We start from the raw sequence: 15,986 nt of genomic DNA, 5'->3' as shown, positions 1-15,986 counted from the left end.
TCGAAAGAGCCGCCATTCGAGGATTTATCTCGTTGTGTAGATTTATCTTATCCCCTAGAGTGAGGATATCTCATCTGCCCGCTCCTGGAGATGACCTATGGCGACCCTAGGCAAGAACCCGAGGACCTACGAAGAACTCCGTAAGCAGGTGACGGAGGACGGCGGCGTACTCGGCACCACGGCCCAAGTGCTGCGCGACATCGAAGGTGCCGGACGGCTGGGCTCGACCGTGCGGGCAGAGATCAGCCAGAAGCTCCAGGCGCACGGCCTGCGTCACTTGCCCGCCGACCTGCCCCAGTACCAGGAGCAAGAAGTCATCGTCTATCTCGCGTCCGGCGCGATCGCCGCAGTCGTCAACGCGGTCCTCAACCCAAGCGTGAGCACGGCCAAGGTCCTGCGACAACTCGCGGACAAGAACGCACAGGAAACGCTTGACAAGATCCGGCAGCTTGTAGGACCGCCGACCGAGTAGCCACGAACCGCCGTCCACCACCAGTTCGACGCGACAAACATCTGACACTCGCGGCGGCTGGAGCCACACAGACATGCTGAGCGGCGGGACGGATACGGCGTCGGTCGGGTCGGGGGTCGGGCGGCCTGGCTAGCGTCGCCGCGAGCCTCGGCGCCACAACCGCGGCGCCCCACCAAGCCAGCCCGGCGGTGCGGCCTGGCTAGCGGACCTGCCCGATGTGAACCGGCACCCGGCACAACGGGACGGATCGCCGGCTGCAAGCACAAAACGCTCACATTTAGATTCTATCGCGGCAGTTAAGATCTTATTTTTGTGCCCTGCTAGCTATGCGCTATAGTTGCCGCCAGCCGACCTCCGACAAGCAGTTGGAGGTGCCATCCAGGAGGTAAAAGTGAGCATCAACGTCGACCCGCTGCGTCTGTCGAAGCCGCAGGACTCCAGCACCTACCTGGCGATCAAGACCATGCAGGGAGGACGCGCCGTCTACAGCACGCGCGTGCCTCTGCTCGACCTGCCGACGATCCTGCCCGTCCCCAACCCGGGAGAACCCGACAAGGACAACCGCAAGGTCGACCGCCTCCACGCCAAGCACTTCGGCGAGTACCTCGACACCAAGATGGACTGGGTCGCCCCGGCGCTCCTGGCCCGCGACGGCGGCGGCTGCACCTTCGAGAAGGTGGACGAACACGGAGCGGTCGGGTACCTCACTGTCCCGTGGGCGATCGGTGGCATCTCCTCCCTGCGCACTATCGACGGCCAGCACCGCGTGCTCGGCGTCTCCATCGAGAAGCAGCGCATCACCGACGCCATCTCCGCCGTCGACCGTGAGATGGCCCGCAAGGTCAGCCCGGACAAGGCCGCGAAGCTTCAGGCCGAGCGCGAGAAGCTCGTCGGTCAGATGAACCGGCTCAAGGCCGAGTACGTCGGGCTGGACATCTACGTGGAGCCGGACCCGATCAAGGCCCAGCAGATGTTCGTTGACGTCGCGGACAACGCCAAGGGCATCAGCAGCGCCGTCCGCGCCCGCTTCGACAGCTACAAGGTCGCCAACCGCACCCTGTCCGACGTCATCGACCACCCGCTACTCAAGGGGCGGGTCGACGCCGAGCAGGACCGCATGACGCTCAAGAACCCCAACCTCATGGGCGCCAAGCACGTCGCCGACATCACCCGCGCCGTCATCGCCGGTGCCGGTGGCCGGATCAGCAAAAAGGCCGAGCAGACCCTGACCGACGGCGAGGTCATCGAGCAGGTCAAGGACTTCCTGGACGTCATCTCCAACGCCTTCACGGACCTCGCCGCCGTGACCGAGGAGGACTCCGAGGCGGAGCGCAAGCCCGACGAGCTGACCATGTCACAGAAGCTGCGCCGCACCTCGCTGCTCGGCTCGGTGGGCATGCTGCGCGTCCTCGGTGGCGTATTCCGCGAGCTGCGCGCAGGCGACAACCCGGCGGAACTCGACGACATCACCGCGTTCTTCAAGCGCCTCGACCCACACATGGCCGCGCCGGTCACCGAGACCAGCATCTGGCGCACCACCGAGGCGAACAGCGACTTCGAGCCCAACGCCGCCGCACCGATCATGCGCACCCAGAACATCGTCCACCTGGTGGGCGTGATCACCGGCTGGTACAAGAAGGCCCCCGCTTCCCTGTAGCCCATCGCGACGAAGGGCACCCGTCCCGCAAACCGGGTTGGGACCCTTCGTCCGCTCGCCGGCTGCTGACAAGACGTTCAAGCCGGCACCCAACAGCAGGCAGTGGCCAGACCCACCCTGAAGATCAACTATCCGGCCCGGGTGACAGAGCCTTAGGGAAGACCGCGCCGCAGCCCTGGAGAGACCAAGAGGAACCGCGATGACCGAGCACCGTTCCCGTATAGCAACCCCAGCAGATCTTGCGCGCCTTAAGCAGCCGCTCGGGGACGGTAGCGGCCCAGTACCGCCAGCACGCCGCGCTAAGCCGGCATTGCTTGAGTACGCCTATCTGGGCCACGTGCGCACCGCCGACGAGCGTCGTCTTGGTGACGGTGATCCGGACTACCTCGACCGGCTGGCGGAGGTAGCCGAGGCCGAAGACTGGGACGGCCTCGACGCCACCTTCCCGGGCGAAAAGCAGATCCTGCGAAGCTACATACAGCTAACGTTCGAGCGCGTTCAGCAACAGGGTGAGGTTCGGGCTAGCCCTGGCGACGCGTACAGCGCGTTCAACACGGGCCTGTCAACCCCGCGACAGGAGACTATCTACGGGGTGTTCAAGCACCGGATGTCCGGGCGTCAGTTCCATGGCTGGTTCGAGGAAAGCGCTCGCATCGTCCTGGACAACTTCCCGGACCTGCCGGACTTCGCGATCTACACCAAAGAGCCCGCCGACTACATGTACGACTGGCAGCGCGAGCTCAAAGTGAACTTTCGGCACGTCGCCGAAGAGAACCTCGCTCGCTTTCCCGAGGCGCTGCAGGCCGATCCGTACGGCGCTGAGTTGCGTCTGGAGGCCGCCGTGGAGCGAGCAAGGAAGCGCGTGCGGCGGAACTACAAGGCAGCAGTACCCTTCTGGTACCCCGCCCAAAAGCAGGTTCAGCTCTTGCTGCCACTGTCCCTCTTGGACGCGGCAGGCGTTGACCTCGCCCTGGTGGTGTCCCGCCAAGGCGAGTACTACCGCGGCCACACTGCGCTCACGATCGGGATGGCCTACAGCAACGCCCGCTTGCTCGCCCGGCCAGACAGTGACTGGCTCAAGCCGGTCGCCACGACTCACGAAGTGGCCCACGATGCAGCATGAGAGCAAGTCGGGTCGGGCGTGGGCGCATCGTGGCGCCAGCGCCAGATGCGGCACCGGGCGCCATCGGGGCGCCCGGTGCCGTCAGGGGCGCCCCGTTCGTGTGCGAGGCCATCACGCCGCCCGCCGCCGCGAGCGTTTCGCCGTCCGGTTTGCCGCGCCGTTGAGCAGCGCGCCTAGGGTCTCGCGTTGCTCGTCGGACAGTGGTGGCCACCGCTCGACGTTCGCGGTCACGTGCGCCATCAGCGCCTCGTCGCGCAGAATCGCGCGCAGCGCCGCCATCTGCTCGTTGTCGGTATCCCGGGGTGCGGCCATCGCGGCGAGCCGGGCGCGCATGATCGCCCGGTCCGCCTCCGACATGCCCGCCGGTGTCGGTGCGGTGGCTGGTGCACGTTGGTCGCGTCGAGGCTCCACGCGGGCCGTGGCGTGCATGGTTGGGGTGGAAGGGTGGCAGGCCATCGGTAACGTCCCCCGTGCGTTGGAATGGCCCAAGCTGTGCTCGTTGGAGTGGTCGGGGGTCGGGTCGGTGCCGGGCGGGGTAGCCGCGCCGGTCGCCGACCTGTCGCCTAGCCGGCGACGGCGCGAGCGGTTCGGATTCTGGCTCGTGGCCATGTTCCTCCACTGTGGATGTTTGTGGACGTGGTGGAAGTCGCGTGCATACGTGGTTCGCCTCCTTCTGGGCTCGACACTTTCGAGTGACCGTTAGCGGCAGCGTTGGCGGCAAAGCTCCCGTAGCGCCGGTAACGGATGCGTCAGCCCGTAGCGGCACGGCCCGGCACGGGCCGGGATGTGAGGCCGGAAGGGCTGGCACGTTCATGCTGGCCCTTGCACGGGCGCGACAGTGCTCGGAACGGCCGGGGTGGTGGCAGTCGCAGCGACCGCTACGGGGTTGGCGGACATGTTGACGGACCTGTTACGGGGTTATCGGCAGGGCTATGGGTAGCACCGCTGTGGTAGCGGCATCGGCCCGGCGTTACCAACCAACGCCGCCGCTTCCGCTTCCTGCTTCCTTCCGCTTCCGCCGCAAGAGGTGGAAGCGGAAGCGGAATAGCGCGCCGTTCCGGCCCTCCGGCGCGCCACTATGCCGGGCCCGTTCCAGAACGGGCTCCACATGTGCGGCGATTGGTAACGTGACGCGGTGGTTCTGGATGTGATCCGGTATGTCGGTGGCCCCTTGCTCGCCGCGGTTATCGGTGGCCTCATCGTCCACTTCGCTACGCGGCGGCGAGACGCGGAGAACGAGCGCCGTCGTCAGCGGATCGACTACCTTGTCCGGGCCTACCGGACTCTTGCGCACTCTGCCCACCGTGAGCTGACGAGCGAACGGGCCGAAGCATTCGAGGACGCCCTGTCCGATGTCGTGCTGTTCGGCAACGCCGACCAGATCAAGCTCGCTCGCGAGATCATCGAGGCCCTCGCGAGCGGTGGCGCGGCGCCGGTGGACCGGCTGCTCGTGTCGTTCCGCAGCGCCTTGCGTGGTGAGCTGGATCTCTCGCGCGACGGTCTGGACAGGGTGCCGGTCGTTCGATTCCACGCGCGAGACGATCTCCATACCCCAGTGCAGGTAGGCGAGTCATGGCAGGTCAGGATCAACCGAACCCAAGCATCGGTAGCTACGGCCGTGTCAGCCTCGTCGCACCCACCGAGCAACGTCGACCTGGGCGAAGGCATCGCCGAGCTGCGGAACATGGCCACGACGGCTCCAGGCGCGGCGGTCGTCGCCGCCTACGGACACGTAATTGACGCCCTCACAGCACTCTTGGGAGAGTCGAGTCACGACGGCCGCGATGCTCTCGAACTGGCCCACGCCGCTGCACTCCAGGGTTTGGTGACGAACCAGTTGGTCGAGACCGTCCAAGGGCTAGCAGTCCTCAGGAATCTCAGCCGGCGCGAGGACGCGGGTACCGGACTCTCTGTCGAGAAGGCGATCGACTACATCGAACTTGTAACCGCCGCGCTGTACGTGATCCACACTTCCCGCCCAGGAGGGCCGGCGGCGACGCTGAACAACGCCGCCGCCGGTGACCCGCTGCCGCCGCCGCCCGCTGACCCGTAGCGCATCCGTGCCCCATGATCACCGAGAGCAAGCTGGTGCCTACGGCACACAAAGTGCTGTGACCGGGCGCGGTCACCGTGGAAACGCGCGCCGCGCGAGGAGTGCTACGGGTCGCCGCTAACCCTGCCGCCAACGGGTGCCGGTCACCGTGCGAGGCATGGACAACACCACTTACACCAACACCAGCAAGGGCGCGCCGATCGAGGCGAGCAACACCGGCCCCACGCCGGGTCGCCGGTACCGGCCGCGCGGACAGGCCGTGCGGGACCAGCGGCTCACGCCGAGGTTCACCGACGCGGAGCTGTCGGAGATCAAGGCCGCCGCCGACGCGGCCCGGATGACGTTGACCGGCTTCTGCGCGCTCGCCGCGCTCGCCGTGGCGCGGCGCCAGCCGGGCGAGCCCAGCGGGACGAGCGAGGCGCCCGCCGGGGTGGAGGAGCTGGCCGCGCTTGCGCGGGAGTTGTTCGCTGCCCGCACCGCGGTCAACCGGACCGGCGTTAACCTCAACCAGGCGGTAGCGGCGCTCAACGCGACCGGGCAGCCGCCGGTGTGGCTGGAACACGCGGTCGACCGCGTGACGCGCGCGGTGGCCGAGGTGGACACGGTGGTCGCCCAGCTCCACCGCCGGCTGGCGTGAGTCGCCGGCTGTGATCCCTGCCGTGCACCCACGCGGCGCCCACGTGGGCGGACTTCTCCGGTACCTGTTCGGTCCCGGCAAACGGGAGGAGCACGTACGCCCGCGTGTGGTCGCCGCGTGGGAAGGCGCCGGACCGCTGTCCGCGCTGCAACCGCCGCAGCTTTCCGGCGGCCGGTATGACGTACGCGGGTTGACGGCGTACTTGGAACAGCCGGTGCGCGCCGGGGTTCGGCCGCCGGCCAAGCCGGTGTGGCACTGCTCGATCCGCACCCACCCCACCGACCGCATCCTGTCCGACCCGCAGTGGGGGCGCGTCGCCGCCGAGGTGATCGCCGCCGCCGGACTCGCCCCGCACGGCGATGTGGACGCGGTGCGGTGGGTGGCGGTACGCCACAACGACGATCACGTGCACGTGGTGGCCACCCTCGTCAGACAGGACGGACGCACGGTGTGGCCGTGGCAGGACAAACGCAAGACCCAGGCCGCCTGCCGAGACCTGGAGGAACGCTACGGGTTGTACCGGGTGGCGCCGCCCGGGGGCGGGGTACGTCGGTGGCCGAGCCCGGCCGAGCTGAACAAGGCCGCCCGCCTGGACGCCGCCGCGAGCGCCGGGAGGCCGGGTCAGCGGGCCGCGCGTGCGCGGCGGGCGGGCCGCCGGGTGGCGCCGCGTGAACAGCTGCGCCGCCGGGTCCGCGAGGTGGCCGCCATCGCGACCGACGAGCACGATTTCTTCGCCCGCCTCGCCGAGGCGGGCGTGGAGCTGAAACTGCGGCACAGCACCCGCACGCCGGGACAGGTGAGCGGGTACGCGGTTGGCCTGCCCGAGCACCGCACCGCGGCCGGGGACATCGTGTGGTACGGCGGAGGTCGCCTCGGCCCTGATCTGACGTTGCCGCGTCTGCGGTCCCGCTGGAGCACCGGGACACCGCCGCCGGGAACGGCGGGTGGGCACGCGGCGCGGTTGGCCGCTGCCGCCAGCGTCCCGCCGGAGGTGTCCCGCCGCGCCGCCGAGACGGTCCGGGACGCCACGGCCGCGATGCGCGCCGCGTCGAGTCCCGCCGTCGCCGCCGCGATCGGGTACGCCGCCGCCGACCTGTTGACCGTCACCGCCCATGCGTGGGAAGGCGAGGCGGGCGGACCGCTGACCGACGCGGCTGAAGCGTTCGACCGCGCCGCCCACGAGCTACGCGGCCGTGTCCCGGCCGCCCGGGTCTCGCGGGCGGGACACCTGCGGTCGATGGCTCGGCTGATCGCGGTGATGGGCAGCCTGTCCCGGGACCGGGACACCGTGGCCGCCCTACATCTCGTGTTGACGCTCGCGGCGTTGGCGGAGAGTCTGGCGGACCTGCGCGAGGCGCAGCACCGGTTGGCGCAGGCGCGGGCTGCCCGGCACGCCGCCGGGCAGCTCCGCGCCTGGACTTCGCCGCCGACCGGGGCCGGGCCGCTCAGCCCGGCGACAGCGGGCGTGCGCCCGCCGGGGCCGGACCCGCTGACCGGTCGGCGAGGCCGGCAACGCTGAGCGGCCCCGCCCGGTTAGCCGGGCTGCGGGCGCGGCAGCCGCCGCGCCGGGGGGATGGTGTGGGTGGACTTGCGCCGGGGCCGGTTGCGTGCGGCGCGGGTTGGATGCGTGCGCCGCACGGGTCGGGCGCCGTCGCGGGTGGTGGTGTGCTGTGTCGTGTTGTGCTGCATGGCGTTGCTCCGTTCGAGTGCGGGTCGAGCCCCGAGCGTGTCTACGCGGCCCGGGGCTCGACGGCGGGTGGGTTCGGGAGGTGGGCGAGCCGGACACGGTGGGTGTGGCCGACCGGCAGCCAGACCGGCCCGGCGGGGTGGGTGGTGTAGTCGCCGGACATGGTGGCGACCAGCAGGCCGCCGACCGTGACGGCGGGGTGGGTGGGCAGCCGTTGGTGCAGGGTGGTTTCCTGCCGAGCGGTTTGCATCCGGATCAGGACCGCGTGGTTCAGTCCGGCCGCCTGGTGGACGGCTTGGTATCCGTCGAGTTTTTCGAGGACGCGGCGGGTGGGTTCGCTGGCCCGGTCGTACTCGAGCCAGAACGACACTGTGGAGCCGTCTTCGGTCCATACGCCGTGCCCGTCCGGGTGGGCCAGGTCCCCGCAGATGTCGCGGCAGCGCCGTTCGGACCACCAGGTGCCGAGGCGGGCGCCGGGGGTGGTGCGGGCGTGTGCGGCCAGGTCCACGAAGAAGGCGTTGACGCCGAGCAGGTGTGGCAGCCGCGGGCTGGCCGCGAGCCGGTTGACCCGATCGGCGATCGTGCCCGGTCGCGGGAACGGTCGCCCGTCCCGGTACGCGATGTAGGCCGCGCCGATCCAGCCGAGCGCCCACCGCCACGACTGCGAGCCAGGCCGTACCGCGTCCCGGAACTTCGCCAGCACCCCGCGCCCGTGGAGCAGGTTGAGCCGGTTGCGTGCGGTGTGCACGTGGTCGAAGCCGAGCGCGGCGACCTGTTCGGTGGTGAACACCTGATGGTCATGGAGCAGATCGAGCAGCCAGCGGTCGCGGGGCATGAGCCGCCGTAGTTCGCTGGCCACGTCCGGCACGTTGGTGCCGGACACCCTGCGGGGGTCGGGGGGATGCCTGTTAGGGCCGTGTGGGGTGGTCATAGTGACCAGTCACCTTTCGTAGACAGGTCAGCGCAGGCCGCCTGGCCTGCGCTGTTGGGCTGTTGGCGGTCGGAGCCTCAGTTATGGGCTCATCTCCGGAGAGGCGCTGGAGAGCGCCCGAGACAGGCTCCGAGTCGAACGGCAACCCAACCGGCTGTCTGTCAAACCGGGCCGGAGCTGACAGGTCCGGCCCGCAGCGTCTGACCGGAGATGTCCGGGCCGCGCTCTCGGGAGCGTTGTCGAAGGTCAGCTGAGTCATGGTCGTTTCCTCCTCTTGCGTGGGGTTGGTGGCCGGACCCGGGCCGCCGGGGGTGGTTGCACCCCCGGACCTGCGGGGCCGCTGGTTGGCCCCGCGGGCGGGACTCGTCCGCCGGTTGGGCCAGTTGGGTCCGTTGGTTCCTGCGTTGGGTTGACAGCCGGGCCGTTGCCGTTGCCGGTTGGGTTGGTTGGCCCGGTGCGTGCGGCGGGGCCGAGCCGCCGCGCCTGCGCGAGCGCCGCCCGCTCCGATGTGGACAGGCCGCGTGCGCGGGCCGCCGCCCGCAACACGTCGGCGCGGCCGGGCACGACCGGTGGGGCGGGGCGGGTGTGCAGGCTGAACGGTTCGCTGTCGGCTCCGTCGATGACCAGCCGGCACACGATGCCGTAGGCGTCGCGGCGCATCAGGTCTTCCGGCTCGAAGTACGGCGCCATGTGGTGGGCCAGGTCCCGCGCGTCCTTGGGCGGGAGGGAGAAGAACACCTTGTTGCGGGCGTTCGCGTCGAGCGCGGCGAACATGTTCGCCGACAACTGGCCGAGGTGTTGATGGGCCAGCACCAACGACACGTGCAACGCCCGCGCCGTGGCCAGGGCGTTGTCCACGCCGACCGGCAAATGGAGGAAGGTGTGCGCCTCGTCGAGGACCAAACTGGCGTCGAGCCGGTCCGCCTCGGGCAGGTCGGCCCGCCCGTTCGCGGCGCCCAGCAGCGCGGCCAGCAGCAGCGACCCGACCAGCCGCACCGTGTCCTCCCCTAGCGTGGGTGGGAGCCGCACGAGCAGCGCCCCGCCGTCCAACACCTCCGTCAGGCGGAAGGTGGAGGCGCCCACGCCGAACAGTTGCGCGGCGAACCGGCGGGACAGCACCGCCCGCAGCTTGGACAGCAGCGGTCCGGCTTGGACGGAGGCTTGCGCGGGGGTCAGTTCGTCGTACCAGGCCCAGAACGCAGCCAGCTCCCCATACTCGACGGGATCGGCCCGCCGGCGTACCCAAGCGAGGACCCACCGCCGGTATGCCGCATCCGCGAGCAGTAGCGGGAGATCGGCGAGGGTGGCGTCCGGTTGGTGGGCGAGGGTGAGGACCGCGTGCCGGGCCAGGTCGTCCGTGCGCGGCCCCCAGTACTGCGCCCAGACCTTGGCCATCACCCCGACGAGCTGATCGGCCACCGTCTCCGGATCGGAGCCGAGGTCGAACAGGTTCAGCGCGGGCGGCGCCTGTCGCTCGTCCGGGTCGATGAGCACCAGGCGCCCGGCGACGCCGGGCGGCAACCGGTCGAGCAGGTCTCGTACCAGGTCGCCTTTGGGGTCGAACACGGCCAAGCCGCGCCCGGCCCGCGCGTCCGCGAGGGCGAGGTTGAGTAACAGGGTGGACTTGCCGGTGCCGGTCGGCCCCGGCACGTGCAGATGGTGCCGTGCGTCGGCAGGGGACAGTCCAATCAGGACCGGTTCGCCGATCGGCGCCACGCCGAGCGCCTTGACCGCCTGCCGACGCGGCGAGTCCGGCGGCACCAGCCGGAGCCGGGCCGGCGCCCTTCGTAGTGCGGCGGGCGCCGCAGCGCCCGCCGTGGTGGGTGATGGGTGTCGTCTGCTCATACCTCCTCCTCCGGAAACTCGTCGTCGTCGCCCGGATCGCCGCCGCGCTCGGTGTCGGGGGTCCAGCCGTGTCGGGTCCAGCCCGCCTCCGGGTCGGCGCGGCGCGCTCCGCCGGGGTGTGCCCGGTGCCGTGCGGCCGTGTCGAACCGGTACAGCGCGGGATCGGGCGGCAGATGTGCCAGGACGCCCAGTTCGTTGGCGGACAGCAGTAGCCACTGCCCGGGGCTTGCCCGGCGCAGCGAAAGCGCCGAGCGGGCACGGCCGAGACGGACCGGGTGCAGCCACCGCGACGCCTCCCGGTACCCGGCCGCCACCGACTGGGCCGCCTGCCGGGCGTTGCGGCGCCGGCCGCCGACCGCGCCGACCCGCACCGTGGCGAGCAGGTGCGGCCCGTCGTGGTGCTTGGCGCGGGCCTCGGCCATCGCCTCCCGGTCGAGCGGGTCCGGCGGCTCCCGCCGCCCCGCCGAACCAGAACGCGCGTGGGACGCCCGGGACGGATTGGAGCGGCCGGACGTGAGGAAGATGTCCAGTACCTCCAGGACCAGCCTCAGCAGCCCGCGAACCAGCCACAGCAGGCCATCGAACCCGGCCGCCACACCGCCCCGCGACTGTTCCAGCGGGTGGCGGGCCGCCGCCGCCAACCGGCCCAACCGCCTGCCGGGGGCCGGCCGGACGAGCACTTGCAGCAGCAGCCGCTGCACCTGCTCGACGCCCGGGTCGGCCAGGGCTGCCAGGACCATGCCCAGGTCCGGATCGGCGCCCACGCCCCGGCGCAGGCCGGTGCGCGGGCGCGGGTCGTCTACCTGCCACCCGGTCTCCGGGTGGTAGCTGTCGGCCGCCAGCCACACCCCCGCCACCGCACCGTCCATGGCGGGCGGCTCGGTGCGGTTGACGGCGGCGCCGGGCCACGCGCGAGCGACCTCCCCGGCCACCACGCGCTCGCTCACCCAGCCGGGCAGCCACAGCCCGGCCCGCAGACCGCGCCCGTCCGCCCACACCTCGAAGGCGAGGGGCGGGCGGACCAGGCGCCACCGGCCCCCTGCATCCTCGGCCAGCTCGTCCAGGCGCCGCCAGACCAGGCCCCAACGGGCAACGTCGACCGTCCGGGTCGGGGTGATCTCCACCCAGTACCCGCCGGCCGCAACCCGCCGCCACAACGCGGCCAACGCGAGCCGAACCGCGACAGTGCCGAGCACCATGGAGAGGATGAGCAGCGGCGCCCACGGCCACCACAGCCGTTCGGCCGCGTGCCACAGCGCCACCAGGTGGGAGGGAAGGTTGGAGATCCACTGGCCGAGTCTGGTCGGCCAGTCCAGCAGGGAGCCCGCCCCATCGGGCGGACCGTCGATGATGATCGCTACCGCGATCGTCTGGATGATGTGCATGTGCCTCCTCGGCAGAGACCGGCCCGCCTTGTGCGGACCGGCCAGGGATGGGATGAGAGCCCGCAGCCGCCTCCGGGTGAACACCGGCGAACAGCGAAACGCCGACCCGTCCAGGGCCGGCGCGAGAGGAATCAAGAGGTGCGGGCGAGTTGGTGCCTTCCTCTAAACAGAACCCGGGCACGGGGGAAAATCACAAGATCACGAATGTGATCTAAAAAATCTTGACAGAGTGCGACGTAGGCTCGGCTGAGCTAGCCAAGCAGGGGCACGGGCATGTGGGGGCACGCCGTGACGGTCACCGCCAGCAGCCATCAGTGTCCGTCCCTGCCCTCCCGTCGATCGGCGATGCGCCCGGTGGCGACATGAGACGCAGCTTCCCCCCGCCGCCCGACCAGCCAGCCGCACCGGCCGAGCGGACCTCGACGGCCTCCGGCGTACCGACAAACCCGGTCGCCGCTCCGGACCGATCCTCGTACACTAGTTCGACGCGATCCCGGCGCTTGTCCGCAGCACGCCGGGTACCCGTGCCCGGTCAACGCCGACCACCACACCAGCCGCCGAACGGCGGACCCGGCGTGTCCACCACAGCCACGCGTACACCCGCGCCGCTGGAAGGACACCCTGCCGTGGACCAACCGGACGACGACCTCGCGCCCCCGGACGACGACGACCTCACACCCACAGACAACGGCACGACACGCCGCGCCCGATGGCAGCTCTACACCCCGCTGCCGTTGCAGTACCTCCGCGAGCAAGCCGAAGCGATGACCGACATCGGCGTGCCCGGCCGGATGCTCGGCGTGCAGCCGGCCGATGTGTTGCTGCCCATGGACACCCTTCGGGCGTTGCTGGACCAGCAGACCGTGCCCCTACCGGTCCGCGATGCGGTCTGGCGCTACCTGATCACCAACGCGATCGAGCAACGCGGCCGGTGGTACACCTACGTGGTCGGCGTCGCCGCGTTGCGGCTCATCGAGAAGGCGCACTTCCTGACGCCCGGCGGCAAGAACGGCGACTACGAGAACAAACGACAGGTCCAGCAACACCTCGCCGTGGGGTTCCTGGCCGAACTGTTCAAGGTCAGCCCGGAGGACGAGCGCATCGGGGATCGGATCATCTGGCGGACCGTCTACCGCGCCAAACAAGCATGGTGGGCAAACCGCGAGGTCGACTGGCCGCCGCTACCCGGACAACCCGAACCCGAGCTGGAGCCGCCCGTCGACGACAGCGACGACGGCCCGCCCGCCGATGACGAGCTGCCCCCGGTGCTGCGGGAGCTCGTCGGCGCGACCGCGCACGTCAAGCCCAGCCGCAGCGACCGGCGCCCGAAGGTCACCGCCGAGGACGCCGCCCTGGTCGCGCTGTGCAGCCTGTTCGGCCGCACCATCGGCGAGGCCGCCCACGAGATCGGCGTGTCCGCCGACGCGGCCCGCGCCAAGCTACCCAGAGTCAAACGGGCCGTGTTCACGCTGCTGGCATCCCGGTACCTGAAGAACAAACACCCGCACTGGATGATCGACCCACTGACCGACCGCGCCGCCGGCCAGGACTAGGCGGTCCGCGACATCGGCGCCCGGCCCGCCGCCGGGCGGGACCGTTCCGCCTTGTCCACCGCCCGAAGCACCTCGAACTTCATCGTCATCACCTGCATGACGGCCTTGCGGTCCGGGTCGGTGTCCACCCGCACTGCGTACCCGGGCAGCTCGTCCAGCACCACCAACACCGGCCCGTCACCGGGCGAGACGTGGAACACCACCGAGAACGTATCCCCATGCAACCGCAGCACCACGTGCCCGCTTCGCTTACCGCTGGTGATCAACACCGACCGCGGGTCATGCGCCGCTGCCGGTGCCTCCCGCAACGCCCGCGCCACCCCGTCCAACCGCGCCACCGGCACATCCAACACCGACCAGCCGAACCGGTCCGGCCCGGTCCACGACGGCGGGTCCGCCAACTGCGCATGCAACTGCTGCGCCAGCGCCCGCCGCTTGACCGAACCCGCCGGCACCTGCGATAGATCCTCCTGCGGTATCGGGCCGTCCAGGCGCTCGTCATGGATCGGCAACACGATCATCGTGGACGGCTCTCCGCGCGCTTGCCGGTCCCACTCCTGGTCGAACACCGCGTCCAAGCCCCGGTTGTAAACATCATCGGCCCAGCTTGCCCACGCCTGCCGCGTGCGTGGCTTCGCCGCCCAGTACAGGTCTACCTCGATCGCGCGCCGGGCCGCACGCCGCCACCGCACGCTACGCGCGCACGAGCGACGGTCACGGCCACGGTTCACCCTCACAGCTTGACACTGCGAGCCGTCACGGCGCGAGCCTCCGCGCTATGACCAGCCGCTGAGCGCGAATGGTTCGCCTTGGCGGTAGGCGCGCACGCAGGCGGCCGTGTACGGGTAGGTGTTCGACGGCAGCATGTCGGCCGGAACCCATTCGATCTTGGCGCACTTGTGCGGCTCGGCATTGACCGGCTCGCCGTGGCGGGCCGGGTCGAAGGCCACGGCGAACGCCAGCCCGACGCGGGCGAGCCCGGCCGTGTTGCGGTGGTGCACGGTGGCGACCATGCGCAGTTCGTTAGGGCGGAGCCGCACCCCGACTTCTTCCCGCGCTTCCCTAATGACCGCGCTCACGGCGTCCTCGCCTAGCTCCAGCTTGCCGGAGGGCAGGTTCCACAGCCCATCTGCGTAGCCGGTCCCTTCCCGCAGCGCTAGCAGCAGGTGGTCTGCGTCGGTGAGCAGGAGCAGCACGTCAACCGGGTGCAAGGCGGCAGCGGTCACGACCGCAGGCTAGCCGGTCACCTCGGTCAGCAGCGGGTCGACCCGCCGAGCGATCCAGGCCACCCGGCCAGCCGTGTCGAGCCCGCCGGGTACATCGATCAGCGGCAGCCCGACGTCGGCGCAGGTGTCGCTGACCGCCTGGCCGGTTTCGGCTTGCAGGTGGGCGACCTTGGCCCGCATCGGGTCGGCCGGATGCTGGTAGTGGTCCGGCAGGTAGAACACGGCATCGTAGGCGTCCGGTGCCCACGCTCGGCAGAACCCGGCCATCGCGGCAAGCACCTGCGCGTTGTGGCTGCCCGGCGGGGCGGACAGGACCATCCGGGCGTAGGCGAGCACGTTGACCACCGTCTTGTCGCAGACCAACAGCCGGTGGTGTCGGGCCGCGCGCAGGGTGGCCGCGAGCTGCATGGCGAACAGGTCGATCTCGGTGGGTAAGTCGAACACACCTTTGCCGTGGATCACGATCTCTTCGATGAACGGACTGGTTCGAGCCGGCTCGCCGGTGCAGTCGACCAGCAGGCCACGCTCGCGGTAGTGCGCGGTCAGCGCGTGCACGAGGGTGGTCTTGCCGGATGCGTGGGTGCCCTCGATGCCCACCAGCAGGCAGCCGCGCACGCTCATGGGTACTCGGTTCGGTTCGCCAAGGCTTGAAAGGTCTGGGTGTTCAGCCATTGGACCCGCCCGGCCCAGTGCGCGGCGATGCTGGCGTTCAGGTTCAGCGGTGCCGGCCAGGTCAGGTGCCCGGCCGCCCGCAGCGCCACGTACGCGGTGGACAGGCTGTGCCGCAGGTTCAGCACCGTGATCCGCTCACGCGCCTCTACGTCGGCCCGTTCTAGCCAGTCCCGGTGCAGCGCGGTCATCGACTTGCGGGCCAGCTCTGGTTGGGTCACGTCCAGGTCGAGTTCGTCGCACACGTCAACGAGCCGCCGGGAAGCGTTGGCTAGCACATGCCCGGCATCGAACCGGGTGTCGATCACCCGCTGACCGGCTGTGGCGTCGCGCCGTTCATGCCACGCCTGCCGCGCCGCCGTCACCACAGCCGGTACACCCGGGCCAGCGTTGGCGGCCAGGACCGCGAGGTCGCTGCACAGTTGGTGTCCGACCAGCAGGTCCGCGGCCTCGCACGCGGCGCCGATGTCGGCCGCGGCGAGCGCCACCAGCTCCGGCCGTTCCTCGTCCCGGTCGAGGTAGACGCTGGTGGACCAGAACGGCAGCGCCGCCGTGATGGCCGGCGGTTCCTCTGCGAGCGGTACGGCCAGCCACACGACGGAGTAGCAGAATGCCCGGTTGCCGTTCTTGACCCGGTAGTTCTTGCTCCACTCCACATCGACCGATGCCACCAGCCGCGTGCCGGGCGGCCGGTCCGGCACGGTGCCCGGCCCGCCGAGGTCACTGATCACATGCACGGACTCGATCC

15 protein-coding genes are annotated in these 15,986 nt (G+C 70.4%); 7 read left to right on the top strand and 8 right to left on the bottom strand.

Annotated features, from left to right (window positions below; translation table 11 throughout):
• The first annotated feature begins 97 nt into the window (after window positions 1-97).
• From RB614_RS15845 to RB614_RS15835, 3 genes are all read left to right on the top strand, one after another.
• Window positions 98-472, top strand: coding sequence for a hypothetical protein (locus RB614_RS15845; protein WP_308713253.1), 375 nt, complete (start codon window positions 98-100; stop codon window positions 470-472).
• Window positions 473-863: 391 nt separating this feature from the next.
• Window positions 864-2,129, top strand: coding sequence for a DNA sulfur modification protein DndB (locus RB614_RS15840; RefSeq protein ID WP_308713252.1), 1,266 nt, complete (start codon window positions 864-866; stop codon window positions 2,127-2,129).
• 199 nt (window positions 2,130-2,328) lie between these two features.
• Window positions 2,329-3,252: a DUF3825 domain-containing protein gene (locus tag RB614_RS15835; protein ID WP_308713251.1), complete on the top strand. Its 924-nt coding sequence runs from the start codon at window positions 2,329-2,331 to the stop codon at window positions 3,250-3,252.
• Window positions 3,253-3,363: 111 nt separating this feature from the next.
• On the opposite strand, the gene RB614_RS15830 is transcribed toward RB614_RS15835, so the two are convergent.
• Complete coding sequence (locus RB614_RS15830; protein ID WP_308713250.1) at window positions 3,364-3,609, bottom strand: hypothetical protein; 246 nt, start codon at window positions 3,607-3,609, stop codon at window positions 3,364-3,366.
• Window positions 3,610-4,387: 778 nt separating this feature from the next.
• Between RB614_RS15830 and RB614_RS15825 the strand changes: the two genes are divergently transcribed.
• The 3 genes from RB614_RS15825 to RB614_RS15815 all read left to right on the top strand — a co-directional run bounded on the left by RB614_RS15825 (window position 4,388) and on the right by RB614_RS15815 (window position 7,461).
• Entirely contained in the window at window positions 4,388-5,305 is a 918-nt protein-coding gene (locus RB614_RS15825; RefSeq protein WP_308713249.1) for a hypothetical protein, read from the top strand.
• A gap of 157 nt (window positions 5,306-5,462) precedes the next feature.
• On the top strand, window positions 5,463-5,942 hold the full coding sequence (locus tag RB614_RS15820; protein WP_308713248.1) for a hypothetical protein: 480 nt from the start codon (window positions 5,463-5,465) through the stop codon (window positions 5,940-5,942).
• Between the two features lie 43 nt (window positions 5,943-5,985).
• Window positions 5,986-7,461: a relaxase/mobilization nuclease domain-containing protein gene (locus tag RB614_RS15815; RefSeq protein WP_308713247.1), complete on the top strand. Its 1,476-nt coding sequence runs from the start codon at window positions 5,986-5,988 to the stop codon at window positions 7,459-7,461.
• 211 nt (window positions 7,462-7,672) lie between these two features.
• Here RB614_RS15815 and RB614_RS15810 read toward each other — a convergent pair whose 3' ends face one another.
• The 3 genes from RB614_RS15810 to RB614_RS15800 form a co-directional block, all read right to left on the bottom strand.
• On the bottom strand, window positions 7,673-8,512 hold the full coding sequence (locus tag RB614_RS15810) for a replication-relaxation family protein (RefSeq protein WP_308713246.1): 840 nt from the start codon (window positions 8,510-8,512) through the stop codon (window positions 7,673-7,675).
• 303 nt (window positions 8,513-8,815) lie between these two features.
• A complete protein-coding gene (locus RB614_RS15805; protein WP_308713245.1) occupies window positions 8,816-10,405 on the bottom strand; it encodes a type IV secretory system conjugative DNA transfer family protein in 1,590 nt (529 codons plus the stop codon).
• Window positions 10,402-11,790: a hypothetical protein gene (locus RB614_RS15800; RefSeq protein WP_308713244.1), complete on the bottom strand. Its 1,389-nt coding sequence runs from the start codon at window positions 11,788-11,790 to the stop codon at window positions 10,402-10,404. The genes RB614_RS15805 and RB614_RS15800 overlap by 4 nt, the downstream gene beginning before the upstream one ends.
• Window positions 11,791-12,416: 626 nt before the next feature.
• On the opposite strand from RB614_RS15800, the gene RB614_RS15795 reads away from it, so the two are divergent.
• Window positions 12,417-13,343: a hypothetical protein gene (locus RB614_RS15795; RefSeq protein WP_308713243.1), complete on the top strand. Its 927-nt coding sequence runs from the start codon at window positions 12,417-12,419 to the stop codon at window positions 13,341-13,343.
• Here RB614_RS15795 and RB614_RS15790 read toward each other — a convergent pair.
• The 4 genes from RB614_RS15790 to RB614_RS15775 form a co-directional block, all read right to left on the bottom strand.
• A complete protein-coding gene (locus RB614_RS15790; RefSeq protein ID WP_308713242.1) occupies window positions 13,340-13,921 on the bottom strand; it encodes a hypothetical protein in 582 nt (193 codons plus the stop codon). The two genes, RB614_RS15795 and RB614_RS15790, sit on opposite strands and share 4 nt — an antisense overlap.
• A 198-nt stretch (window positions 13,922-14,119) precedes the next feature.
• The gene (locus tag RB614_RS15785) at window positions 14,120-14,569 is read right to left on the bottom strand and encodes an NUDIX hydrolase (protein WP_308713241.1); all 450 of its coding nucleotides are present in this window, start codon (window positions 14,567-14,569) and stop codon (window positions 14,120-14,122) included.
• Window positions 14,570-14,578: 9 nt separating this feature from the next.
• Window positions 14,579-15,190 carry an AAA family ATPase gene (locus RB614_RS15780; protein ID WP_308713240.1) on the bottom strand — a complete coding sequence of 204 codons (612 nt, stop codon included), beginning with the start codon at window positions 15,188-15,190 and terminating at the stop codon, window positions 14,579-14,581.
• Complete coding sequence (locus RB614_RS15775; RefSeq protein ID WP_308713239.1) at window positions 15,187-15,975, bottom strand: hypothetical protein; 789 nt, start codon at window positions 15,973-15,975, stop codon at window positions 15,187-15,189. Before RB614_RS15775 ends, RB614_RS15780 begins: the two co-directional genes overlap by 4 nt.
• Window positions 15,976-15,986: the final 11 nt, after the last annotated feature.

This window comes from Phytohabitans maris, assembly GCF_031085175.1.
GTDB lineage: Bacteria > Actinomycetota > Actinomycetes > Mycobacteriales > Micromonosporaceae > Phytohabitans > Phytohabitans maris.
This window is presented reverse-complemented; position numbering and strand designations above follow the sequence as displayed.